The organism is Sphaerisporangium corydalis (genome assembly GCF_025506355.1).
Lineage (GTDB): Bacteria > Actinomycetota > Actinomycetes > Streptosporangiales > Streptosporangiaceae > Sphaerisporangium > Sphaerisporangium corydalis.
Genome location: NZ_JANZYP010000020.1, coordinates 24,310 through 47,158, shown reverse-complemented (window position 1 = coordinate 47,158; position 22,849 = coordinate 24,310). Strand labels below are relative to the sequence as shown.

The following is a 22,849-nucleotide window of genomic DNA, read 5'->3' as shown; positions in this document are numbered from 1 at the left end:
CTACCAGGGGCCCTGGCACGGGTCATGTCGATCAGGCACCGGATCCGCCATGAGGGCGTGACCGCGAGACGCGAGCCGGGCCTTGCAATGGTTTTCTGGATCTTCCTGATGGCCGATGTCGCGATGGAAGTCAACCGTCGTCTTGACAGCGTTTGAATTAGCCGTTCCAGTGAACGCATGGAGGGGAATCCGGAGGCTGGATTTCCGGCGCTCTATCGGGCTGCCGACCAGGGTGCCGTCGTGGGGCAGCGGCGGTTGCTCGCTGCCACGTGTGTGCGGCTCGTCTCGTTGGTGGTCGCCGCGATCTTCGGGTCGTTCAGTATCGACGCCGGGCGGGTGGACCTGGCGGCGATGGCCGCGGCCGGGGCGCTGGCGACGGCGCTGGTGACGGAGGTGTACCTGCTGACGGTGCGCCCGGACCGGCAGTGGTACGAAGCGAGGGCGGCGGCCGAGTCGGCCAAGACGCTGGCGTGGCGTTATCTGGTCGGCGGGGAGCCGTTCGGCTGCGACGTGAAGGATGAGGAGGGCACCGACCTTCTGCTGTTGCGCAGGTTCTCCGAGATCACCGGCGGGATCCACTCGTTCGCCCCCGTCCCCACGCTCGAGGAGGAGTGTCAGGTCACCGCGACCATGCGCAGCATCCGGGCGCTGTCGCTGGACGAGCGCAAGCAGCACTACATGAACGGCCGCATCAACGACCAGCGGGTCTGGTACGTCACCAAGGCCAGGTACCACGAGCGCCGGGCCTCGCAGTGGTCGATCGCGTTCGCGGCCATGGAGGCCGTGGGCCTGATCGCCGCTGTGCTCAACGCCACCCAGTTGGTTAACCTGGATCTGCCGGGCATCATCGGCGCGATCGCCGCAGCCGGGATCGCCTGGCTGCAGACCCGGCAACACCAGCAACTGGCGACCTCGTACTCCATAGCGGCGTTGGAGCTCGGGGACATCGTTTCTCGCGCGGAATGGCCTCGCACCGAGCCCGAGTGGGCCCATTTTGTTGACGAGTCGGAGGAGGCCATCTCGCGTGAGACCATGCTTTGGCGAGGCTCCCGTAGCTGAAGGATCGTTCCGCCCGCCGGGGCCGGCCAGGGGCCGTCCGCTTCGTATCGCCATCTCGGGTCACCGCGGGCTGCCGTCGCATACGGCGACGCTAGTCGAGGACGCTCTCCGAAGGACGCTGGCCGAGCACGCCCCCCAGGTGCGAGGGGTGTCCTGCCTGGCCGACGGGGCCGATCAGATCTTCGCCCGGGTGGTGCTGGCCCTCGGGGGCACCCTGGAGGCCGTCGTCTGCTCGGCCAGCTATCGCGATGACCTTCCCGTCGACACACACGACGAGTACGACATGTTCATGAGCGCCGCCGAGGAGATCCACCGGCTCCGGTACGCCGAGTCGTCCTCCGAGTCCCACATGGAGGGCAGCCGGGTCATGCTCGACCTCGCCGAGGAGCTGTACGCCGTCTGGGACGGGAAGCCCGCGCGGGGGTACGGCGGCACGGCGGACGTCGTCGCCGAGGCGCGCGAGCGGGGGATCAAGGTGCGTGTCATCTGGCCCGAGGGCTCCAGCCGTGAGTGAGCCGCGTGTCACCTCTGCCATACCTGACGGGGGGTGACAGGTATGCGGGGCAGGGTGGGGTCATGACAACGAAGGCGAAGCTCATTGCCGTGACCATTGACTGTGCCGAGCCGAAGAGGCTCGCGGAGTTCTATTCGAAGATCACTGGGTTCGAGGTGCAGTACGCCGAGGAGGAGTACGCCGGGATCGGGGACGGGACGACGAGCATCTACTTCGGGCGGGTGCCCGAGCGGAAGCCGGCCGTGTGGCCCGGGCCGGACAAGCAGTTCCACCTCGACTTCCGGGTGCCGGACGTGGACAAGGCCGTGGCGGAGTACGTGGAGCTGGGGGCCACCAAGCCCGAGTTCCAGCCCGGGGACGGCTGGACGGTGCTCGCCGACCCCGAGGGTCACCTCTTCTGTGTCTGCCCGGAGAGGACCTGATCTTCTGCGTCTGTCGGGAGAGGACCTGATCTTCGGTGTCTGTCCGGAGAGGGCCTGATCCGTCAGGGGGTTCCGGGGGTGGGGCGGAGGTTCACGCGGCGGAGGAGCTGGGCGTTGAGGGCCACGACGATGGTGGACAGGCTCATCAGGATCGCGCCCACCGCGGGGGAGAGCGTGACGCCCACCGGGGCGAGGACGCCCGCGGCGAGGGGGATGGCGACGAGGTTGTAGCCGGTGGCCCAGGCCAGGTTCTGCAGCATCTTGCGGTACGTGGCCCGTGACAGCCGGATGACGCCGACGACCGCGCGCGGGTCGTCGCCGGCGAGTACGACGCCCGCCGACTCGATCGCCACGTCGGTGCCCGCGCCGATCGCGATCCCCACGTCGGCCCTGGCCAGGGCGGGGGCGTCGTTCACCCCGTCGCCGACCATGGCGACGCTCAGCCCGCGCCCCTGGAGCTCGGCCACCTTGGCGTCCTTGTCCTCGGGCAGGACCTCGGCGAAGTGGTCGTCCACCCCGACGTCCTCGGCCACCGCGCGGGCCACCTGGGAGGCGTCCCCGGTGATCATGATCACCTGCTTGCCGAGCCGGTGGAGTTCTTGTACGGCCGCGCGGGACTCGGGGCGGACGGCGTCCTCCAGCGCTATGGCGCCGGCCACCCGGCCGTCCACGACCACGTGGAGCACGGCGGCCCCGCGATTCCGCCACGCGTCGATCTCGGCTCCGAGAGACTCCGGCCCGCCGAGCGGGGAGATTCCGCGTGCGCCGGGGGTGGAGATTCCGCGTCCGCCGAGCGGGGAGACTCCGCGTCCGCCGGGGGCGGAGGGGGTGGGGAGGTTCAGTTCGCGGAGGAGGGCGGGGCCGCCGATCGTCACGGTGTGGCCGCCGGTGTCGGCCTGGACGCCTCGGCCGGTCAGGGAGCGGAAGCCGGTGGCACGGGGCACCTCACCACGGGCGCGGGCGGCCGCGACGATCGCCCGGGCCAGTGGGTGCTCGCTGTCGGACTCGACCGCGCCGGCCGTCCGCAGCAGGGCGTCCTCGTCGCCGTCGGCGGCGGCGATCCCGGTGACCTCGGGTTCGCCCTTGGTCAGCGTGCCGGTCTTGTCGAACAGGACGACGTCCACCGTCCGCATCCGTTCCAGGGCGATCCGATCCTTGATGAGGATGCCGTTCCTGGCGCTCAGCGACGTGGAGATCGCGATGACGAGCGGTATGGCCAGGCCGAGGGCGTGCGGGCAGGCGATGACCAGCACCGTCACCGTCCGCTCGACGGCCTGGCGCGGGTCGCCGAGGGCCAGCCAGGTCACGAAGGTGAGCGCTCCCGCCGCCGTGGCGACGTAGAAGAGCAGGGCGGCGGCACGGTCGGCCAGCGCCTGGGACTTCGAGCGGGAGTACTGCGCCTGCTCCACGAGGCGCCGGATGCCCGCGAGCGCCGTCGCCTCGCCGACGGCGTCGACCTTCACGCGGAGCGCGGAGTCGAGCGCGACCGTGCCCGCGACGACCCGGTCACCGGACGCCTTCGGCACCGGCCGCGACTCGCCGGTCAGCATCGACTCGTCGAGTTCGGCCGTGCCTTCGACGACCGTGCCGTCGGCCGGCACCCGGCCACCGGGACGTATCAGGACCACGTCTCCCGCCCGAAGCTCACCTATGGGCACCAGTTCCGTGCCGTCGGTGGGTGTGGTCGGCGAGGTGCCCGTTTCCGTGCCGTCGGGGGGTGTTGGACGAGAAGGGGTGGTCAGGCGTTCGGCCTCGTCGGGGAGGAGGGCGGCCAGGGCGTCCAGTGCGCTGGAGGCCTGGCCGAGGGCACGCATCTCCAGCCAGTGCCCGAGCAGCATGATGTCGATCAGCAGGGCCAGTTCCCACCAGAAGTCGAGCTTGAACACGCCCAGCGCCGTGGCCGCGCTCGCCCCGAAGGCGACGGTGATCGCGAGGGAGATCAGCGACATCATCCCCGGTGTCCTGCTACGGACCTCGTCGAAGCCGCCCCTCAGGAACGGCCACCCGCCGTACAGGAAGACGATCGTGCCCAGTACGGGCGCCACCCACGCCGAGCCGGGGAAGCGTGGCGGGGTGAATCCCAGCCACATCTGGACCATCTCGCTGTAGAAGACGACCGGTACGGAGAGCGCCACACTGATCCACAGGCGGTCCCTGAACTGGGCGGCATGATCTCCGTGACCCGCATGACCCGCAGGTTCGTGGTGGTCGTGGGCTCGGTGTTCGCCGTGGTCGTGCCGCATGCTCGCTCCCTGATCAATATACCCATAGGGGGTACCTTCGGAAACGTCGCTGATTGTGTTCTCATTCCCAGGGAAGCTGTACCGACCATGCGCGGCAAATCAGGTAAATCATCCCGTTTGGCCGCGCACGGTGCCATCAGCGCGTCAGCCCCAGATCTAGACGTAATGGTGGGATTGGCGAACTGGCTACTCATGTTTGTCCCTAAGCTGGCGGGGTGCTCCCTCTGATGACCTCACAATCGCCCTCCCCTGCCCTCGTGCTCGCGTCCGGTGGCCGGCCATGATCTGGCTGGGCGTGTCGATCGCGCTCGTCGGTGCGCTCGGGTACGCCGGGGGCGCGGCCCTGCAGCAGTTCGAGGTGGTCCGCGGGGGTGCCACCCTCAAACTGATCAAGCGACCGCGATGGTGGATCGGTGGCGTCATCGGCTTCGCCGGAGCCTCGCTGCACGCGCTGGCGCTGAGCTTCGCGCCGCTGGTACTGATCCAGCCGGTCAGCGTGGCGACGCTGGTCTTCGCCGTCCCGCTGGCGGCGGTCCTGCACGGCAGGCGCCCGCACAAGGCCGAGGTGCTCGGCTCGATCGCGGTGGCCGCCGGCCTGCTGGGACTCATGCTGCTGATGCCGCACAGCAACACGCGGCCCGTCCTGTCCACCCCCGCGGCGCTGGGTTTCCTCGCCTGCGTGGGCGTGGTCGTCGTGATCTGCCAGCTCGCCTCCCGGCGCGCCCGAGGGGCGGGGAAGGCGCTGCTGCTGTCCATCGGCGCGGGGTCGGTGACGGCCTCGGTGTCCACGTTCGTCCGGGTCGTCGGCGGCGGGCTCGGCGGGGACCTCTCCCGGCTGCTCCACTGGTTCACGATCGCGATCCCGGTGCTGCTGGTCTTCGCCGTCGTGCTCCTGCAGAAGTCGTACGCGGTCGGCTATTTCGGGATCGCGTACGCCGGGGTGCAGGTGGTGGACCCCATCACTTCGGTGCTCGCGGGGACGGTCCTGCTGGGCGAGCCGGTGCCGAGCGGCATGGGGAACGCGATCCCGGCCCTGGTCTCGGCCGCGGTGCTGATCGCCGGGACGATCACGCTGAGCCGGCTCACTCCAGAGAGTACGCAGGCGGTGTCGCCGCCGCACCCCGAGATTCCCATCCCCGTCACGACACGGGCGGCCGCCAGGTGAAGACGTCGTCGAACTGGCGCAACGCGATGTCGTCCCCGAGCCGCCCGGCCAGCGACATCCCGAGCTCCCTGGCGCGTACGGCGAGCGGATTCGACCACAGGGTCACCCGGCAGACGGCCCGCGACCTGCGCATGATCTTCGCCGTCCGGGCCAGCCGCGCGGCCGTGTAGGCGGCCAGATCCACTCCGGGCCGGTGACCACTCCCGCCCGTCACGTGGGCGAGTACCACGGCGTCCTCGATCGCCTGGCAGGCGCCCTGGCCGAGGTTCGGGGTCATCGCGTGGGCGGCGTCGCCCAGCAGGGCCACCCGGCCCACGTGGAAGGCGGGCAGGGGAGGATCCAGGAAGAGAAGGTCGTGCCTGAGGATCCGGTCCTCGGCCGCCGAGGCGATCAGCCGGGGGATCGGGTCGTGCCACCCCGCGAACAGCCGCGCCAGCTCGGCCTTCTCCCTACCGCCGTCCGGATCGTCCCTGCCATTCGAACCGGTCGCGGAACCGAGGCCGTCCCGGTCGGCCGGTGCGGTGGCGTAGGCGTACACCAGGCCGTCGGCCAGGGGCATGATCCCGAACACCTGGCCGCGCCCCCAGGTCTCGCTGCCCCGCACGTCCCCCTCCGGCCGGGGGACGACGATCCGCCAGCTCGTCACCCCTGAGTGCACCGGCTCCGGGTGGGCGGGGAACAACGCGCGGCGGACCGCCGAGTGGATCCCGTCCGCCGCGACGACGAGATCGCCTTCCAGGTCGCCGTCGCCGGTGGAGACCCGGCCGGTCTCCGGGTCCACGGCGTGCGCGGTCGTGCCGAGGCGGAGCGCCGCGGGGCCGAGCCGGCCCGCGAGCAGGTTCACCAGGGTCGAGCGGAGCAGCAGCACGGTGGGGTCGCCGTACCGCGCCGCCGCCGCCTCGGCGCTCGTACGCGTCAGCCACCGCCCGTCGACCCTGCGCAGCCCCGCCGCTCCTTGCAACGCCGACAGCTTGCGCACGTCGTCGCCGACGCCGATCGTGTCGAGCGCCCGCAGCGCGTTGGGGGCGATGGCGATGCCGGAACCGACGGGGTCCAGGGACGCGGCCCGTTCGAGCACCGTCACCGACCAGCCCCTGAGCGACAGCGCCGCCGCCGCCGTCAGGCCGCCGATCCCGCCGCCGATCACGATCGCATGGGACATGACCCTCTCCTTCACTACATCTGTAGTTAGCGTACTACACATGTAGTGTGGGTCCATGCGCAGGGAGGAAGTCATCGCGGAGGCGGCCATCACGCTCCTGGTGGAAAGGGGTATGCGCGGTCTCACCCACCGCGCGGTGGACGAGGCGGCCGGCCTGCCCGCCGGTTCGACGTCCAACCTCGCCCGCACCCGGGCGGCGCTCCTCGCGCTCACCCTGGCCCGACTCACCTCCCTCGAAGAGGGCTACTTCACCGCCGTGCCCTCGAGCGACGCCGCCCCCTCGCCGGACGAACTGGCCGGGCTGATGGCGCGGTTGCTGCACGGCCAGCTCACCGGCGGCCGGCGCACCACGCTCGCCCGGTACGAGCTGGCCCTGGAGGCCACCCGCCGTCCCGAGCTGAGGAAGGTCTACGACGAGGCGGGGCGCCGCTTCCGTGAGGTGGCGATCGCGATGCTCGACGCGGCCGGTTCGCCCGATCCGGTGCGGCACGGCAGGCAGCTCGTCGCGTTCGGGGAAGGCGTGATCTTCGACGCGGTCGCGGGCGCCGGCACCGTGCCGAGCCTCGCGGAGCTCCACGCCGGCATGCGCGAACTCCTCCACGGCATGCTCACCGTCCCCCGCCCCTGAACGGGCGCCGCAAGACGGCCAGGCGGAACGCCGCAGGAACGCCGCAGGACGGCCACGCGGAACGCCGCGGAATGGCCGAACGGAATCAAGAAGATGGGGTCCACGCTCCCAACCCCCGAGTGGGTACGGGCAGAATCGGGTAACGAGACCGAGCCGGGGAGGCGCTGAGCGTGACCCGGCAGAGTACTGGTCGACAGGCATACCGGCCGGTCGGTACGCTCCAGGGACCGGGACGAATGGGGAACGCGATGCCCGCACATGTCGAGACCAGCCCGCCGGGTCTCGATCTCGACCGCCTGAGGGACCACCTGGCGCGGCACGACCTCGCCGAGGGCCCCCTGTCTGCCGAGATCATCCACGGCGGCAAGTCGAACCTGACCTACCTCGTCCAGGACGGCGGGCACCGCTTCGTCGTACGCAGGCCGCCGCTCGGGCACGTGCTCGCCACGGCGCACGACATGGGCCGGGAGTACCGCGTGATGACGGCGCTGCGCGGCACCGGCGTGCCCGTGCCCCGCACCGACCACCTCTGCGAGGACCCGGACGTCGTCGGGGCGCCGTTCTACGTGATGGAGTACGTCGAGGGCGGGCAGCCGCCGGCGACGCCCGCCATCGAGGCCGACCTCACCGACATCCTCGCCCGGCTGCACGCCCTGGACCCGGCCGCGCTCGGGCTCGCCGACTTCGGCCGGCCCGAGGGCTTCCTGGAACGCCAGGTCAAGCGGTGGAAGCGGCAGCTCGACGCGTCCCGCAGCCGTGAGCTGCCCGACATCGACGAGCTGTACGCGGGCCTGGCGCGCGCCGTGCCCGTGACCCAGCGCCACGCGATCGTGCACGGTGACTTCAAGCTGGGCAACACGCTGATCGCCGGCGGCCAGGTGCGCGCCGTGCTGGACTGGGAGATGTCCACGCTCGGCGACCCGCTCACCGACCTGGCGCTTTTCCTGCTGTACGCCGACTTCGCCGCCCTGGACATCAGCGTGCCGGAGGACGAGGGCGAGCACACCCCGGCCGCCGAGCTCGCCGAGCGGTACGCGAAGGGCGCCGGTCTCGACGTCTCCCGGCTGGGCTGGTACGTCGGCCTGGCCTGCTTCAAGCTCGCGGTGATCTCCGAGGGCATCCACTTCCGCTACACCCAGGGTCTGACCGTCGGCGACGGCTTCGACGAGATCGGCGAGCACGTCGCGCCGCTCGTGACCCACGGACTGCAAGCACTGGAGTCACTGGAGGGCTGATGGAGTTCGCGTTCGACACCACAACCGAGGAACTGCGCAAGCGGCTGGCCGAGTTCATGGACGAGTGCGTGTACCCGGCGGAGGAGGCCTTCGAGCGGCAGGCGGGCGAGAGCGGCTGGGGCACGCCGCCGATGATGGAGGACCTGAAGGACGAGGCGCGCAAGCGCGGCCTGTGGAACCTGTTCCTGCCGGGCGAGCACGGCGCCGGGCTGACGAACCTGCAGTACGCCCCGCTGGCCGAGATCATGGGGCGCAGCCCGCGCATCGCGCCGACGGCCACCAACTGCGCGGCGCCGGACACCGGCAACATGGAAGTGCTGTCCATGTTCGGCGACGAGTGGCAGCGCAAGACGTGGCTGGAGCCGCTGCTGAACGGGGAGATCCGGTCGGCGTTCGCGATGACCGAGCCGGACGTGGCCTCCTCCGACGCGACCAACATCGCGACGTCGATCGTCCGCGACGGTGGCGAGTACGTCATCAACGGCCGCAAGTGGTTCGCCTCCGGGGCGATGAACCCGCGCTGCGCGATCTTCATCGTGATGGGCAAGACCTCGCAGGAGGGGTCGACCCACCGCCAGCAGAGCATGGTGCTGGTGCCGCGCGACACCCCCGGGCTCACCGTCAAGCGGGGCATGCACGTCTTCGGGTACAGCGACGCGGACCACGGCGGCCACGCCGAGCTGCTGTTCGAGGACGTCCGGGTCCCGGTGGACAACCTGATCGGCGAGGAGGGCGGCGGGTTCGGCATCGCCCAGGCGCGGCTCGGGCCGGGCCGCATCCACCACTGCATGCGGCTGATCGGGATGGCCGAGCGCGCGATCGAGTTGATGTGCACGCGCGCGCTCGCGCGGACCACGTTCGGCAAGCCGGTGGCGCAGCAGGGCGTCGTGCAGGACTGGATCGCGGAGTCGCGCGTCAAGGTGGAACAGCTCCGCCTGCTGGTGCTCAAGACCGCCTGGCTGATGGACACCGTCGGCAACCGGGGCGCGCACGCCGAGATCCAGGCCATCAAGATCGCGACGCCGCGGGACGTGGAGTGGATCCTTGACAAAGCGATCCAGGTCCACGGGGCCGGCGGCGTCAGCCAGGACTTCCCGCTGGCCGGTCTGTGGGCGGGTGCCCGCACGTTGCGGCTCGCCGACGGGCCGGACGAGGTGCACAAGCGGTCGCTCGCCTATCGCGAGCTCAAGAAGCACATGCCCCCGAACTGACCCACCGCCGGGATCCGACCAGACCTGAAGGGATTTTTCGTGACAGTGGATGAGGCGGCGCTGCAGGAGCGCGCCCGCGCTTTCCTCGCCGGGAACGACCCGGAGGGCATGGAACCGCTCGACTTCCTGCGGGCGCGCTTCGATGCCGGGCTGGCCTGGGTGCACTTCCCCGTGGGCCTCGGCGGGCTCGGCGCGCCCCGCGAACTGCAGAGCGTGGTGGAGAAGGAACTCGCCGGCACGCCGCAGACCGAGATCGGCAAGCTCACCATCGGCCTCGGCATGGCGGCGCCCACCATCCTCATCTTCGGCACCGACGAGCAGAAACAGCGCTTCCTGCGGCCCCTGTGGACGGGGGAGGAGGTCTGGTGCCAGCTCTTCAGCGAGCCCGGCGCGGGTTCCGACCTCGCCACGCTCGCCACCAGGGCCGTGCGTGACGGGGACGAATGGGTGGTCGACGGGCAGAAGGTGTGGACGTCCGGCGCCCACCACTCCCGCTGGGCGATCCTCGTCGCCCGCACCGACCCGGACGTGCCCAAGCACCGGGGCCTCACGTACTTCGTCTGCGACATGACGGCCCCCGGGGTCGAGGTGCGCCCGCTGCGGCAGATCACCGGTGAGGCCGAGTTCAACGAGGTCTTCCTCACCGGCGTGCGGCTGCCGGACGCGCTGCGGCTCGGCGAGGTGGGCGACGGCTGGCGGGTGGCCCAGACCACGCTCATGAACGAGCGGGTCGCCATCGGCGGCGCGCCCGTACGGCGTGGCGGCGGGGTCATCGGCCTGGTCGCCGACACCTGGCGGCAGCGGCCCGAGGCCCGCACGCACGACCTGCACCAGCGCCTGCTCCGGCTCTGGGTCGAGACCGAGGTCACCCGCCTCGCCGGGGTGCGGCTGCGCCAGCAGCTCGCCGTCGGCGCCCCCGGGCCGGAGGGCTCGGGGATGAAGCTGGCCTTCGCCCGCCTCAACCAGGCGCTGACCAGCCTCGACGTGGAGATGCGCCGCGAGGAGGGCCTCACCTACGACGACTGGACCTTCCGCCGGTCCGACTCCGTCGACTTCTTCGGCCGCGACCCCGGGTACCGCTACCTGCGGGCCAAGGGCAACTCGATCGAGGGCGGGACCTCCGAGATCCTGCGCAACATCATCGCCGAGCGCGTCCTCGGCCTGCCCTCCGAGCCCCGTGTCGACAAGAACGTCCCCTGGAAGGACCTCCCGCGATGACCCTCGGCCGGTGTGGTGATGCGCGAGGGGCGAGTGCTCCGCGCGGTGGACAAGGAGTGGTGAGCGACCGATGACCCTGCTGTACTCCGAGGTCGAGGAGGAACTGCGGGCGGCGGTCCGCGACCTGCTCGCCGATCGGCTGCCCCCGGCCGCGGTGCTCGCGAGGGCCGAGAGCGTCTCGCCGTACGACGCCGACCTGTGGAAGGCGCTGGCCAGGGACATCGGCGCCGCCGGGCTGCTGATCCCCGAGGAACTGGGCGGCGCGGACGCGACGGCGCGCGAGGCGGCCGTCGTGCTGGAGGAGCTGGGCCGCGCGGTCACCCCGGTGCCGTTCCTGACCAGCGCCGTCCTCGCGACGCGTGTTCTGCTGGACGCGGGCACCGGCGCCGCCCGCGAGCTGCTCACCGCCCTCGCGAGCGGGGAGACCACCGCTGCGCTCGCCGTGTCGTTCGCGACCTCCCCGTACGCGCCCGGCGGCGGCTCCGGGGGAGTGACCGCCGAGGGCGGGACGCTGACCGGGCGGGTCACCTCGGTCGCGGGCGCGGACGCCGCCGACGTGCTCGTCGTCCCGGCCTCCGGCGCGCTGTACGCCGTCGACGCCGCCGCCGCGACCGTCGAGACGGTCGTCTCGCTCGACGTCACCCGTCCGATATCGACCGTGACGTTCGCCGGCGCGGAGGCACGTCAGATCTCGGCCGACCTGGCGCCGCTGCGCGCGGCCCTGGAGTTCGGCGCGGGGCTGCTGGCCTCCGAGCAGCTCGGGGTGGCCGAATGGTGCCTGACCACGACGGTCGCCTATGTCAAGGAACGTCACCAGTTCGCCCGTCCGGTCGGGTCGTTCCAGGCGCTGAAGCACCGGATGGCCGACCTGTGGCTGGAGATCGTCCAGGCCAGGGCCGCCGCGCGCAACGCCGCGGACGCGCTCGCGTCGGGGGTGGAGGCGGCCACGGCGGTCGCGGTGGCGCAGGCGTGGTGCGGCGCGGTCGCCGTGCACGCGGCGGAGGAGTGCGTGCAGCTCCACGGTGGTATCGGGATGACCTGGGAGCATCCCGTGCATCTGTATCTGAAGCGCGCCAAGGCCGACGAGATCGCCCTCGGGACGCCGGGTGACCACCGCGACGCCCTGGCGTCCCTGGCCGACATCCCGGGCCCGCCGCCCACCGCCGGGCCCGCCTAGGCCCACCGCCGGACCCACCCGGACCGCCACCGGACTCACCTGGAGCGGGCGGGTCCGGGCTTTCGGGTTCGGCTCTCAGGGGCGGAGCGAGGCGAGCAGCAGGTCGGCGAAGTGCCGGCCGACCTCCGTCCCCGAGAGCCGGCCGTCGGTGTGGTACCACGTGCCGAGATGGTGGACCGAGCCGAAGAAGAAGTCGACCACCAGGTCGGCCGGTACGTCGTCGCGGAACACCCCGGCCCGCTGGCCCTCGACCAGCAGGTCACGGAAGCGCTCGTGGTAGCGCCGGCGCTCCGCGCGCACGGCCTTCTGGTTCTCCGGCGCGAGCTGGTGCATCGAACGGAAGAAGATCTTGGAGTCGTCGAGGTTGTCGACCGTGGTGACGATGACGTCGACCGCGGCGGCGTGCACGCGGTCGGGGATCGGGCCGGGCGCGTCCGCGAACCGGACGAGCCTCTCGATCTGCATGCGCAGCACGCGCGCGTAGATCTCCCTCAGGAGATCATCCTTTGAGCCGAAATAGTGGTACATCGCGCCTTTGGTGACGCCGGCCGCCGCAACGATCTCCTGCACGGAGGTGCTCTCGAAGCCCTTCTCCGCGAACAGCCGTGTCGCCTCGGCCAGCAGCCGCCGTCGTACCGGCTCGTCCTTGCCCATGGGCGGCCTGCCGCCGGGCCTTTCTTCCCCTGTGGTGGCCGGTTCCCTGACCCCGCTGCGCGCCATCACGCACGCCTCCCCTGATCGGTCGATGCCCCCTCAGCATACCGACTGGTCGGTTAACGGGTTGTGACATTCATATTCCAGCGTGCTCTTTACTCCCCGCGGCGCATGTCCCGCACGATGCCGCTGTGTCGCAGGTGCGTTAGTTCCGTAACCTTAGGAAAGTTGGAGCCCCGGGTTGGGTATCCCACAAGGTAATCGACTGAGCCCGAAATCGTGGGGGTTTCCGGTGCCCAATGGGTCCATCTACGTCCCGCAGGACGACAAGTTCAAGTGGGGCTCGCCATCGGTGATGTACGAACTCCGCTGGCGCGAGACCAGGTCCGAGCGCCGCCGCAGGCGCAACGTCATGGCGGGAGCGGGCTTCGTCCTCATCACCGCCCTCGCCTTCTACCGGTCCTTCCCGCTGCCCTTCCTGATCGGGCTCCTCGGCGGCGGCGCCGTCTGGGGCGCGGACGCGTTCATCTCCTGGCGGATGTTCGAGGCCACCGCCGTCTGGCGCGGCAAGCGGAGCGGCGCCGTACGGACCGGCCGGCTGCTGCGCCGAGGGCTCGGCAAGCACGGCTACCGCGTGCTCGACGGCCGGGCCGTGCCAGGGAAGGCCTCGATCGACCACCTGGTGATCGGCCCCGGCGGCGTCTGGATCGTCGACAACGAGGCGTGGCCCCCCGACACCTACATCGCCGCGTACGGCGGCAACCTGTTCTTCGGCGAGCGCTCCGGCGGGACGGTGGCCAAGGGGCTCGTGGACGCCGCCGCCGCCATGGGCGAGCTGCTGTCCCGCGAGTCCGGCATCCCCGTCGAGATCACGCCGCTGCTCGTCGTGCACGGCGGCCACGTGACGGCGCCCGCCGTGTCCGCCCAGGGGCTGACGCTGTTCCTGCCCCGCAGGGCCGCCAGGTGGATCCTCGGTGACGAGCACGCCGACCTGCACGAGGACGAGGTCGAGATCCTCTCCCGCACCGCGGCCCGCATCCTGCGGCGGATGAGCTGACGAATCAGCGTGGCCCGCGGAGGATGAGCCGGCGGGCCTGCGGCGGATGAGCCGACCGATCGGCGTGCCCGGGGCTAGGGCACGCGGATCCGGGTAACTATCCGGTATGCCGGGGACCACCCGGCATGCCCTCCCCCTCAGTGAGGGGGTCGCGCCCGTGCGAGTCGTCGTCGATCTCACCCGGTGCCAGGGGTACGCGCAGTGCGTCTTCGCCGCGCCGCAGGTCTTCGAGATGCGCGGCCAGGAGGCGCTGCGGTACGACCCCGACCCCGGCGACGCCCAGCGGGACCGGGTGCTGCGGGCCGCGGCGGCGTGCCCCGTCCAGGCGATCCACATCGACCGGCTCGCCACCCACCTCACCGGCGCGCGGCGGGTCCGCCCCCCGGGGAACGGCGACGGTCCCGGACATCGCGGGCGCGTCGTCATCGTGGGCGCCTCGCTGGCCGGCCTGCGGGCAGCGGCGGTGCTGCGCGCCGAGGGGTTCACCGGCTCCCTCACCCTGATCGGGGACGAACTGCACGAACCGTACGACCGGCCGCCGCTGTCCAAACAGGTCCTGGCCGGAACGGTGGCCGCCGACCAGACCGCGCTGCCCCGGCTCGACGACCTGGACGCGACCTGGCTGCGCGGGCGGCAGGCGACCGGGCTGGACGTGGCCGGCAAGCGGGTACGCCTCGAAGACGGCCAGGAGATCGGGTACGACCGCCTGCTCATCGCCACCGGCGTGCGCGCCCGCCCGTGGCCGGACCCGGCACAGGCCGCCCTGGACGGGGTGCTCGGACTGCGCACGATCGAGGACGCGGCGCGCTTGCGGCGGCGGCTCTCCGCCGGGACCGGCCGGGTGCTGGTCATCGGCGCCGGGTTCACCGGATCGGAGGTCGCCTCCGCCTGCCGCGAGCTCGGCCACCCGGTGACGGTCGCGGTGCGGGGACGGTCGCCGCTGGTCGGCGCGCTGGGCGGGGTGATCGGCGCGGTCACGGCGGACCTGCAGCGCGAGCACGGCGTCGACCTGCGCTGCGGCGTCACGGTCACGGCGCTGGTCGGGGACGACAGGGGACGGCTGCGGTCCGCGCGCCTGTCCGACGGCACCACGCTGGACGTGGAGACGGCGGTGGTCGCGCTCGGCACCCTGCGCAACGCCGAATGGCTGCACGACTCCGGGCTGGCGGCCGGGGTGTGGGGCGTGGCCTGCGACGCGGGCTGCCGCGTGTTCGACGCCAACGGCCTGGTCACCGACGACATCTTCGCCGCCGGGGACATCACCCGCTTCCCGCACCCTGTCTACGCGTACCAGTTCCTGGCCCTGGAGCACTGGGGCAACGCGGTCGCCCAGGCCGAGGTCGCCGCGCACAACATGGTCAGCGACCAGACCCGGCGCTGGCCGCACCTGTCGCTGCCGGTGTTCTGGTCCAGCCAGTTCGGCGTCAACATCAAGTGCGTCGGCGTCCCGACGTTCGCCGACCAGGTCATGATCACCCAGGGCTCGCCGGCCGAGCGCCGCTTCACCGCCGTCTACGGGTACCAGGGACGCGTCACCGCCGCGGTCACCTTCGACCAGGGGATGTGGCTGGAGTTCTACCAGCGGCTGATCGAACGGGCCGCGCCGTTCCCGCCGGACCTCGACGGGGCGGCCGGGCCCGCGGACGGGGCGCGTCCGGTGCCGGCCGAGATCCCGGACCGGGTCTACGCCGCCCAGGGCGCCACGGTCGTGGTGACCGGCTACAACCCGAGCGAACGCCGCGCCACCCTCGTACGCCGCCCGCCATGATCGTCCGCGGTCGGCCAGCCTTCAGTGATCGCCCGCGGTCGACCGGCCGTCAGTGATCGTTCGCAGTGAAAGGTCGTGCCCTCCTCGGCACGGCCGACGGGAACTCCGATGCCCAGGGAGCGTCGTCATGGCACCGACCAGCGTCTTCGACCAGATCCTCGACCACGCCAACCGCGCCGACCCCTACCCCCTGTACGCCGAACTCCGCAAAACACCGGTGGCGCGGCACGCGGACGGCTTCTACGTGGTGAGCACCTACCGGGAGATCGTCGCGCTGCTCCACGACCCTCGGGTCAGCTCCGACCGCGTCGAAGAGCTGAGCGGCGGCCACAAGACGGGCGGGGACGGCGGGCCGAGCGTGCGGCCGTCCTTCATCAACCTCGACCCGCCCGAGCACGACCGGCTGCGGCGGGTGGCGATGCGGCACTTCGGGCCGCCGTGCGCGCCCGGCCGGCTCGACCGCATGCGGGACGAGGTCGCCGAGATCGCCGCCTCGCTGGTCGACGCCTTCGACGGCAGGACCCGGGCCGACATCGTCGAGGACTTCGCCTACCCGCTCCCGGTCACGGTGATCTGCCGGCTGCTGGGCGTGCCCCGCGAGGACGAGCCGCTCTTCCGAGGGTGGGCCACGGCGCTCGTCGAGACGATCGACCCGAGGGCCAGGGCGAACCCCGCCGAACTGGAACGTCAGCGCGCCGTCGTCCAGACCGAGCTGGGCGGCTACCTGAACGAGCTGGCCGGGCGGTGCCTGCGGCGGCCGGGCGACGACCTGATGTCCGCCCTGGTCACCGACGACGGCGCCGAAGGCAGGATGTCGCGGGAGGAACTGCTGGGCACCGCGTCGCTCCTGCTGGTCGCCGGGCACGAGACCACCGTCAACCTTCTCGCCAACGGCGTGCTGACCCTGCTGCGCCACCCCGCCACGCTCGACAGGCTGCGCCGCGAACCCGGCCTGATCGTCCCCCTGGTCGAGGAGCTGCTGCGCTACGAGCCGCCCGTGCACATGGCCCTGCGGCGACGGGCCCTGGCCGACATCGAGATCGCCGGCACCACGATCCCCGAGGGCGCCTCCATCTCGCTGGTCCTGGCCGCCGGCGACCGCGACCCCGACCGGTTCCCCGATCCCGACCGGTTCGACCCCGAGCGGCGGGACAACGAGCACCTCGCCTTCGCCGGTGGCATCCACTACTGCTTCGGCGCCCCCATGGCCCGGCTGGAGGCCCAGGTCGCCCTCCCCGAACTGGCCCGCCGCCTGCGGAACCCCCGCCTGGTGGCCGACCCGCCCCCGTACCGCCCCAACCCGCTCCTGCGCGGCCCCGAGCACCTGCTCGTCACGTTCGACGGCGTCGCGCCCCGGGCCGAACCGGCTACGCGAGATCCTCGATGAAGGCGGCCAGTTGCGCGACGTTCCGGCATTCGTGCATTTCGACCACGGTGCCGTACGAGGTCGCGATCGAGTCGCCGGTGTCCCACTGCGCGTGGGGCTCCGGGTTGAGCCAGTACGCGTGCCGTGCCTCGCCCGCGAGCCGCCTCAGCGTGGCCAGCGCGGGACGCTGGTAGTTCGAGCGGGCGTCCCCGAGGATCAGCAGCGAGGTCCTCGGGCCGATCGCGTCGCCGTACTTCTCGGCGAACCCCTCGAAGGAGTGCCCGTAGTCGCTGCGGCCGAAGCGGGATATGTCCGCCTCCCGGGTCATCGTGGTGATCGCGTCCACCACGTCGGTGCCCGGCGCGAAGAACCGGGTGATCTCGTCCACCGTGTCGACGAAGGCGAACGCCCGCACCTTGGTGAACTGCTCCCTCAGGGCGTACGTCAGCAGCAGCGTGAAGTGGGAGAAGGTGGCCACCGAGTCGCTCGCGTCGCACAGCACGACCAGTTCTGGCTTGTGCGGGCGCCGCGGCCTCATGTGCGTGACCATCGGCACGCCGCCGGTGCTCAGCGAGGCCCGGACCGTGCGCCGGAAGTCCAGCCGCCCCCGCTGCCCCAGCCTGTGCTTGATCGTCAACCGGGCGGCGAGGCGGCGCGCCAGCGGGTACACCTCGCGCCGCAGCGCCGCGAGGTCGGCCTTGGTGACCCGGAGGAAGTCGATCTGGTCGACGGGCGGCTTCACCACCGACCTCGCGATCTTCTCCACGCCGGAGTCCTCGGCGATCCTCCTGCGCACGTCCGAGGCCACGGCGTCCTCGAAACCGGTGATGTTGTCGGTCAGCCGGCGGCGGGCCACCTTCTCCGCCAGCCCGCCGCGCTCCTGGCCGCGCAGCACCTCGTCCAGCATCCTGGCCATCAGCGTGCCGGGGGACAGGGCGCGCATCACCGAGTAGGAGAACCAGTTCTGGCGCCCCGCGCCCGCGGGCTGCCGGCCGAACCGCTCGACCATCGCCCGGACGAACTCGGCGAACGCCGGATCACCCGTCGCGCCCGCGTCGCCGAGCAGCAGCTCCGCCAGCCGGTCGCGCAGCCGGGCGAGGTCCGCCTGGCCGAGGTCCAGCTCGTCCGCGTCCGTCCCGGTCTCGCGGGGTGCCCGCAGGGCGCTGGTCACGGGCGGGAACCACAGGTCGAAGAGCGTGTCGAAGCCCGGACGGTACGACGGGCGTTTGACCATGGTGGCCGCGTACGCCTCACGGAGCGTCTCCCGCTCGGTCAGCTCGATCACCGCGAGCGCGCGCGCCGCGTCCAGCCCCTCGGCCAGCGACACCGGCAACCCGGCCCTGCGCAGCGCGTCCACGAACCCCACATGCCTGTCGACCAACGACACCCCCGCCCCCTCTCCCCGGCCTACCCGGATTCCGTACCTGCCGACTTACCCGACCCCGCCCGGGACCGGCCACCGCGCCGGAGGGCCCCGCTCCTCGGTCACCGTGCCGGAGGATCATGTCCCTCGGTCATCTGGCCGGGAGGCCGAGTTCCTTGATGGCCCTGGTCTGGTCGGACGCGTGCTTGAGCACCACCCCGAGCGTCCCCGTCGTGGTGCTCTCGTCCAGTTCGGTGCGGCCGAGCGCGAGAAGCGTGTGGGCCCAGTCGATGGTCTCGGCGATCGACGGCGACTTCTTCAGCTCCAGCGCCCGCAGCGTGGCGACCGTACGGGCGAGCTGCTCGGCCAGCGACGCCTCGATGCCCGGCACCTGAGCGAGCACGATGTCCCGCTCCCGCTCCGGCGACGGGTAGTCCAGGTGGAGATAGAGACAGCGTCTCTTCAGCGCCTCCGACAGCTCCCGGGTCGCGTTCGAGGTCAGCACCACGTACGGCTTGCGCGTCGCCACGATCGTGCCGAGCTCGGGGATCGTCACCTGGTAGTCGGAAAGGATCTCCAGCAGCAGGCCCTCGACCTCGACGTCCGCCTTGTCGATCTCGTCGATCAGCAGCACCGTCGGCGCGGTCCGCCTGATCGCCTTCAGCAGCGGGCGCTCCAGGAGGAACTCCTCGCTGAAGATGTCGTCGTGCGTCTCGGCCCACCCCTGGTCGCCGGAGGCCTGGATCCGCAGCAGCTGCTTCTTGTAGTTCCACTCGTACAGCGCGCGGGCCTCGTCGAGCCCTTCGTAGCACTGGAGCCTGATCAGCTCGGCCCCGGTCGCCGCCGCGACGACCTTGGCGAGCTGGGTCTTGCCCACACCCGCCGGCCCCTCGGCGAGCAGCGGCTTGCCGAGCGCGGCGGCCAGGAAGACCGACGTCGCGATGCCGTCATCGGCGAGATAGCCCACGGCCGCGAGCCGCTCCCCGGCATCGGCAGGCGAGGTGAACCACGACGTCATCGGTGCTCCCGTCCGTAACCCGAATGTTGTTCTAGTCTAGCGTGCCCGATAGGTGCGAAGTGGTCCACAGGGTGCGCTAATCTTGAGCTGCTTCCGCGCCGCTAGCTCAGTTGGTTAGAGCAGCTGACTCTTAATCAGCGGGTCCGGGGTTCGAGTCCCTGGCGGCGCACCATATCTGATCAGGGCCGACAGCACTTGTCGCTGTCGGCCCTGTCGGCTTGCCACGGTCGCCAGGCGGCGAGGACGTCCGGTTGAACACGTGGATGTAGGTCCATGCGGCCCGTACCAGCGCGAACCTCACCTCGGATGCGATGCCTCACGCTGAGTGGATCATTGTGTGAGCAGGTCTACCAGCATTGCGGGATCGATGTTGCCGCCACTGACCACGGAGGCGTACACACGGCCGGCCGGAAGGGCGTCCGGCTGATACAGGTAGGCCGCCGTCGCGACGGCGCCGGACGGCTCAGCGATCAGGTGCCCCTCCCGGGCCAGCACTGCCACTGTGGCCCGGATGTCGCTTTCGCGGACCGTGATGATGTCGTCCACATAAGCCTGGATGTGTTCGAAGGGCAGTGCGCCCACCGAGCTGATACGCAGGCCATCGGCGATGGTCCGTCCGGTTTCGGCAGCGGGCCAGCTGACCCGCTGTCCGCTGTGGAAACTCTCCCGGGCATCGGCCGCGAACTCCGGCTCCACCCCGATGACCCGGACCTCAGGCCTCTGGAGCTTCATCGCCGCCGCGACACCGGAGATCAAACCGCCACCGCTGACCGGCACCAGCACCGTGTCCAACTCCAGTCCCAGCGCCGTCGCGTCCTCACAGATCTCCAGGCCGACAGTACCCTGACCTGCGATGATATGGGGATCATCGAACGGGGACACCACGACGTACCCCTGTTCCTCGGCCAGCCGGCCGGTCACCTTCTCACGATCTTCAGGCGGTACCAGCAGTACCTCGGCTCCCTGCGCACGGGTGGCCTCGATCTTCACTCTCGCGGCTGTGTCCGGCATGACCACCACCGCTTTGACTCCCAGGATCCGCGCTGCGTAGGCCAGCGCCTGTCCGTGATTGCCGCTGGACTGGGCGATGACCCCCCGGGCACGTTCCCGTTGCGACAGAGCAGACATACGGTTATAGGCACCGCGGATCTTGAAAGCACCGGCGAGCTGCAGGTTCTCGGGCTTCAGAAAGAGAGACCGCTCACCGTCCGAGGCCCACGGACAGGGCAGTAGCGGTGTACGCACCGTGATCCCGTGGATCCTCCTGCGTGCCTCAAGAATGTCGTCAAGGGTCGCAAGCGCCATGAGCCGCTCCTAGTATCGCCACCATTTGAAATAGGTGTGTCCGCTGAGCTGCGCGGTCGTGTCCCTCCATGAATGGTGAAGCCGTCCGGCAGCTTGCGCGACTCACAGCCGAGTCTGATGTCATGACCTTGTACAGCTCAACCATTACGGCATCGAGGCCGCGCTCTTGGCGGTCGGGGCTCGCCGGCATTCCAGAGGGTGCCCACGGTCATTTTCGGCCGCTCTGCGTTGCTCCCCGACGAAGGCGGGCCCGCCGGAGCCGGGGGGCGTGGCGGCGCCACCAGGTGTGGGCCCACAGGGCCTGGAAGGCCGCGATCGAGAGGATCACGGTGGCGGCGTCCAGGGTGGCGAGGGGGTCCGTTGGGGAGGTGAGTGCGGTCGTCGCTTGGGCGAGCAGGGTGAGCGTCGCCGGAAGTGTCACCGTGAACGCCACGCCCAGGCAGGCCGTCGTACCCGCGACCAGGAGCACCGTGTAGCCGCGCAGGCTGCGGCGTTCGCGGCGGGGCAGCGCGGCGAGTGGGTCGCGGGAGGGGCGGGCCAGTGCCCGGAGCGCCAGGTGACGGAAGTACGCGGAGGCGTCGCGGTACATGTTGCGGCAGCCGGTCAGATCCTGGAGCAGGAAGTAGACGTCGGTGCGCATGAACACCAGGAACTGGGTGGCGAGCATGGTGATCGAGGTCAGCGCGATCAGGGACAGCACGGGGTGGCCGCCGAGGACGGCGCTCAGGACGAGGGCGGCCGAGCAGGACACCGCGTCCATGGCCATTCCGGCGAGGTAGACCGTCAGCGGATCCGCCGTCCGGCCAGCCACACGCCGGACACCTCGGTCTGGACGGCCAGGAACTGCAGCCGGGTACCGAGCCGGATCCTGCCCGGCACGCCTGCGGCCCTGGCCGTGGACAGATGGGCCAGCTCATGCAGGAGGATGAGCGTCCAGCCGACGGCGACCTGGGAGAGGAGAACCAGGGTGCCGTGCTCGCTCCACAGCAGATCCCGCCAGCCCGGCACCGTCTCCGGCCGCGTCACGGCCATCGCGATCCCAGCCGCGACCACCAGGGCGACCGCCACGTGGAGCAGCGGGCTCAGCGTCCATCGCACGTGCCGGGCCCGCAGCCAGGGGAAGGTCGGCGTCCGCTGTGGCCTGCCGGGCAGGGCGCGTCCGCCGACGGTGTCCACCAGCCCGAGTTCGCCCAGCGTCCGTACGAAGTCGTGGACGTCGAGGTCGGCGCCGGTCTCCGCGCGCATTCGCCGTTCGGCCTCCTCGACCGTGGCGCCGTCCTGGAGGAGCCGGATGGCCCGCATGCCCTCGTTCGGGACGGAGACGAACTCCTCCCCGTCGACGCGCCCGACGATCCACTCCGGCCCGTCCTGCCGGAATCCGAGGTCACGCAGGCGGACGGGGGTACCGGTGGGCGCCTGTCCCGTGTTCTCGCTCATTGCCTGACCTCCAGACGCGTGAAGCGTGCGCCGGCCGTGTCGTTCAGGGGTGGAACGTCCCTGTGTGGTGGGAATGGTCCGGCAGGGGATGGCTGGTCGCGGAGGAGATATCCGGTGGCGGTAGCGGGGCGATTTCCCGGTCGAAGTAGGACATCAGCTCCTCACCCTGGTCGTAGAGCTCCTGGATCGCGGCCCGGCTGGGGCCGGTGACGTCCGGATCGGTGATCCGCCGGCCGCCGAGATGGCCGCCGACCTCGTCGTAGAGCACCTCGTAGAGCAGCGAGGGGCCGAGCGAGACGAGCTCGGGAAGCGGCGCGGTGTGCTCGAACTCCCGTACGGCGCCGGTGGGAAGCACGCGAGGATGCTCGCCCGCCGCCGCGCGCACGGCCAGCACGTGCATCTCCCACTGCAGGTACGCGGTCGGAGGACTGTCCACGATACGGATCCGGCGGACCCCGGGCCGGTTGCGGTAGAACTCGGCCAGGATCGGTCCCGTCGCCGCGAGAAGGGCGAGGGACTCCTCCCAGTCGCCGGCCATCAGCGCCCGCCAGCTCGCCACGTCGGGTTCGTAGAACTCCTGGGCGCGTTCGAGTTTCCACACGGCGGTCGCCCGTTCGAAATCCTCGGCGAACGCGGTCTGGTAGGCGTCGACGGACAGGGTCCATGCCTCGGCATGCCGTACGCGGTCAAAGACATTCCGGACGAACTCCACAGGTCCTCTTTTTAGATATGTTGAAATAGGGCGGAACGTAACTATGGAAGATTGATTCCGGGTGTTCGGCGTGATCTCACGGTCCCAAACCGTGTGGGTCGGGAAAGCTCCTTTCTCTCGAACGACCGGTATCCA

Annotated in this window: 22 protein-coding genes and 1 tRNA gene; 14 read left to right on the top strand and 9 right to left on the bottom strand. The window is 71.0% G+C overall.

The features are described from left to right. The first annotated feature begins 24 nt into the window (after positions 1 to 24). From NYZ98_RS16385 to NYZ98_RS16370, 4 genes are all read left to right on the top strand, one after another. The gene (locus tag NYZ98_RS16385; RefSeq protein WP_262843644.1) at positions 25 to 156 is read left to right on the top strand and encodes a hypothetical protein; all 132 of its coding nucleotides are present in this window, start codon (positions 25 to 27) and stop codon (positions 154 to 156) included. A gap of 21 nt (positions 157 to 177) precedes the next feature. Next, positions 178 to 1,059: a DUF4231 domain-containing protein gene (locus NYZ98_RS16380; RefSeq protein WP_262843643.1), complete on the top strand. Its 882-nt coding sequence runs from the start codon at positions 178 to 180 to the stop codon at positions 1,057 to 1,059. Between the two features lie 148 nt (positions 1,060 to 1,207). After that, positions 1,208 to 1,573, top strand: coding sequence for a hypothetical protein (locus NYZ98_RS16375; protein ID WP_262843642.1), 366 nt, complete (start codon positions 1,208 to 1,210; stop codon positions 1,571 to 1,573). An 89-nt stretch (positions 1,574 to 1,662) separates the two neighbouring features. Beyond that, positions 1,663 to 1,995 (top strand): VOC family protein, encoded by a 333-nt coding sequence (locus tag NYZ98_RS16370; protein WP_262843641.1) that lies wholly within the window; start codon positions 1,663 to 1,665, stop codon positions 1,993 to 1,995. 62 nt (positions 1,996 to 2,057) lie between these two features. Here NYZ98_RS16370 and NYZ98_RS16365 read toward each other — a convergent pair whose 3' ends face one another. Next, complete coding sequence (locus NYZ98_RS16365) at positions 2,058 to 4,238, bottom strand: heavy metal translocating P-type ATPase (RefSeq protein ID WP_262843640.1); 2,181 nt, start codon at positions 4,236 to 4,238, stop codon at positions 2,058 to 2,060. 280 nt (positions 4,239 to 4,518) lie between these two features. Between NYZ98_RS16365 and NYZ98_RS16360 the strand changes: the two genes are divergently transcribed. Further along, positions 4,519 to 5,403 (top strand): DMT family transporter, encoded by an 885-nt coding sequence (locus tag NYZ98_RS16360; protein WP_262843639.1) that lies wholly within the window; start codon positions 4,519 to 4,521, stop codon positions 5,401 to 5,403. On the opposite strand, the gene NYZ98_RS16355 is transcribed toward NYZ98_RS16360, so the two are convergent. After that, positions 5,378 to 6,565, bottom strand: coding sequence for an FAD-dependent monooxygenase (locus NYZ98_RS16355; RefSeq protein WP_262843638.1), 1,188 nt, complete (start codon positions 6,563 to 6,565; stop codon positions 5,378 to 5,380). The two genes, NYZ98_RS16360 and NYZ98_RS16355, sit on opposite strands and share 26 nt — an antisense overlap. 55 nt (positions 6,566 to 6,620) lie before the next feature. On the opposite strand from NYZ98_RS16355, the gene NYZ98_RS16350 reads away from it, so the two are divergent. From NYZ98_RS16350 to NYZ98_RS16330, 5 genes are all read left to right on the top strand, one after another. Beyond that, entirely contained in the window at positions 6,621 to 7,193 is a 573-nt protein-coding gene (locus NYZ98_RS16350; protein WP_262843637.1) for a TetR/AcrR family transcriptional regulator, read from the top strand. A gap of 248 nt (positions 7,194 to 7,441) precedes the next feature. Then, on the top strand, positions 7,442 to 8,428 hold the full coding sequence (locus NYZ98_RS16345; RefSeq protein ID WP_262843636.1) for a phosphotransferase family protein: 987 nt from the start codon (positions 7,442 to 7,444) through the stop codon (positions 8,426 to 8,428). Further along, positions 8,428 to 9,639 (top strand): acyl-CoA dehydrogenase family protein, encoded by a 1,212-nt coding sequence (locus NYZ98_RS16340; RefSeq protein WP_262843635.1) that lies wholly within the window; start codon positions 8,428 to 8,430, stop codon positions 9,637 to 9,639. The genes NYZ98_RS16345 and NYZ98_RS16340 overlap by 1 nt, the downstream gene beginning before the upstream one ends. A gap of 39 nt (positions 9,640 to 9,678) precedes the next feature. Then, the gene (locus tag NYZ98_RS16335; protein ID WP_262843634.1) at positions 9,679 to 10,857 is read left to right on the top strand and encodes an acyl-CoA dehydrogenase family protein; all 1,179 of its coding nucleotides are present in this window, start codon (positions 9,679 to 9,681) and stop codon (positions 10,855 to 10,857) included. 70 nt (positions 10,858 to 10,927) lie between these two features. Then, a complete protein-coding gene (locus NYZ98_RS16330) occupies positions 10,928 to 12,034 on the top strand; it encodes an acyl-CoA dehydrogenase family protein (RefSeq protein WP_262843633.1) in 1,107 nt (368 codons plus the stop codon). A gap of 75 nt (positions 12,035 to 12,109) precedes the next feature. Here NYZ98_RS16330 and NYZ98_RS16325 read toward each other — a convergent pair whose 3' ends face one another. Next, positions 12,110 to 12,688 (bottom strand): TetR/AcrR family transcriptional regulator, encoded by a 579-nt coding sequence (locus NYZ98_RS16325; protein ID WP_262843699.1) that lies wholly within the window; start codon positions 12,686 to 12,688, stop codon positions 12,110 to 12,112. Between the two features lie 292 nt (positions 12,689 to 12,980). Here NYZ98_RS16325 and NYZ98_RS16320 point away from each other — a divergent pair, with 292 nt between their 5' ends. The 3 genes from NYZ98_RS16320 (at position 12,981) to NYZ98_RS16310 (ending at position 16,900) form a co-directional block, all read left to right on the top strand. Next, positions 12,981 to 13,745 (top strand): nuclease-related domain-containing protein, encoded by a 765-nt coding sequence (locus NYZ98_RS16320; RefSeq protein WP_262843632.1) that lies wholly within the window; start codon positions 12,981 to 12,983, stop codon positions 13,743 to 13,745. Between the two features lie 157 nt (positions 13,746 to 13,902). Next, complete coding sequence (locus tag NYZ98_RS16315; RefSeq protein ID WP_262843631.1) at positions 13,903 to 15,513, top strand: FAD-dependent oxidoreductase; 1,611 nt, start codon at positions 13,903 to 13,905, stop codon at positions 15,511 to 15,513. Between the two features lie 127 nt (positions 15,514 to 15,640). Beyond that, on the top strand, positions 15,641 to 16,900 hold the full coding sequence (locus NYZ98_RS16310; protein ID WP_262843630.1) for a cytochrome P450: 1,260 nt from the start codon (positions 15,641 to 15,643) through the stop codon (positions 16,898 to 16,900). Here the strand turns inward: NYZ98_RS16310 and NYZ98_RS16305 are convergent. Further along, entirely contained in the window at positions 16,881 to 18,266 is a 1,386-nt protein-coding gene (locus NYZ98_RS16305; RefSeq protein WP_262843629.1) for a vWA domain-containing protein, read from the bottom strand. The genes NYZ98_RS16310 and NYZ98_RS16305 overlap by 20 nt on opposite strands. Positions 18,267 to 18,393: 127 nt before the next feature. Beyond that, on the bottom strand, positions 18,394 to 19,260 hold the full coding sequence (locus tag NYZ98_RS16300; RefSeq protein ID WP_262843628.1) for an AAA family ATPase: 867 nt from the start codon (positions 19,258 to 19,260) through the stop codon (positions 18,394 to 18,396). A 95-nt stretch (positions 19,261 to 19,355) separates the two neighbouring features. On the opposite strand from NYZ98_RS16300, the gene NYZ98_RS16295 reads away from it, so the two are divergent. Beyond that, a tRNA-Lys gene (locus NYZ98_RS16295) sits at positions 19,356 to 19,432 on the top strand. Between the two features lie 158 nt (positions 19,433 to 19,590). On the opposite strand, the gene NYZ98_RS16290 is transcribed toward NYZ98_RS16295, so the two are convergent. From NYZ98_RS16290 to NYZ98_RS16275, 4 genes are all read right to left on the bottom strand, one after another. Beyond that, positions 19,591 to 20,565, bottom strand: a complete 975-nt coding sequence (locus NYZ98_RS16290) for a threonine ammonia-lyase (protein ID WP_262843627.1) — start codon at positions 20,563 to 20,565, stop codon at positions 19,591 to 19,593. Between the two features lie 208 nt (positions 20,566 to 20,773). Beyond that, a complete protein-coding gene (locus tag NYZ98_RS16285) occupies positions 20,774 to 21,376 on the bottom strand; it encodes a hypothetical protein (protein ID WP_262843626.1) in 603 nt (200 codons plus the stop codon). Next, a complete protein-coding gene (locus NYZ98_RS16280; protein WP_262843625.1) occupies positions 21,349 to 22,002 on the bottom strand; it encodes a hypothetical protein in 654 nt (217 codons plus the stop codon). Before NYZ98_RS16280 ends, NYZ98_RS16285 begins: the two co-directional genes overlap by 28 nt. Positions 22,003 to 22,045: 43 nt before the next feature. After that, entirely contained in the window at positions 22,046 to 22,714 is a 669-nt protein-coding gene (locus NYZ98_RS16275; RefSeq protein ID WP_262843624.1) for a DUF6879 family protein, read from the bottom strand. Positions 22,715 to 22,849: the final 135 nt, after the last annotated feature.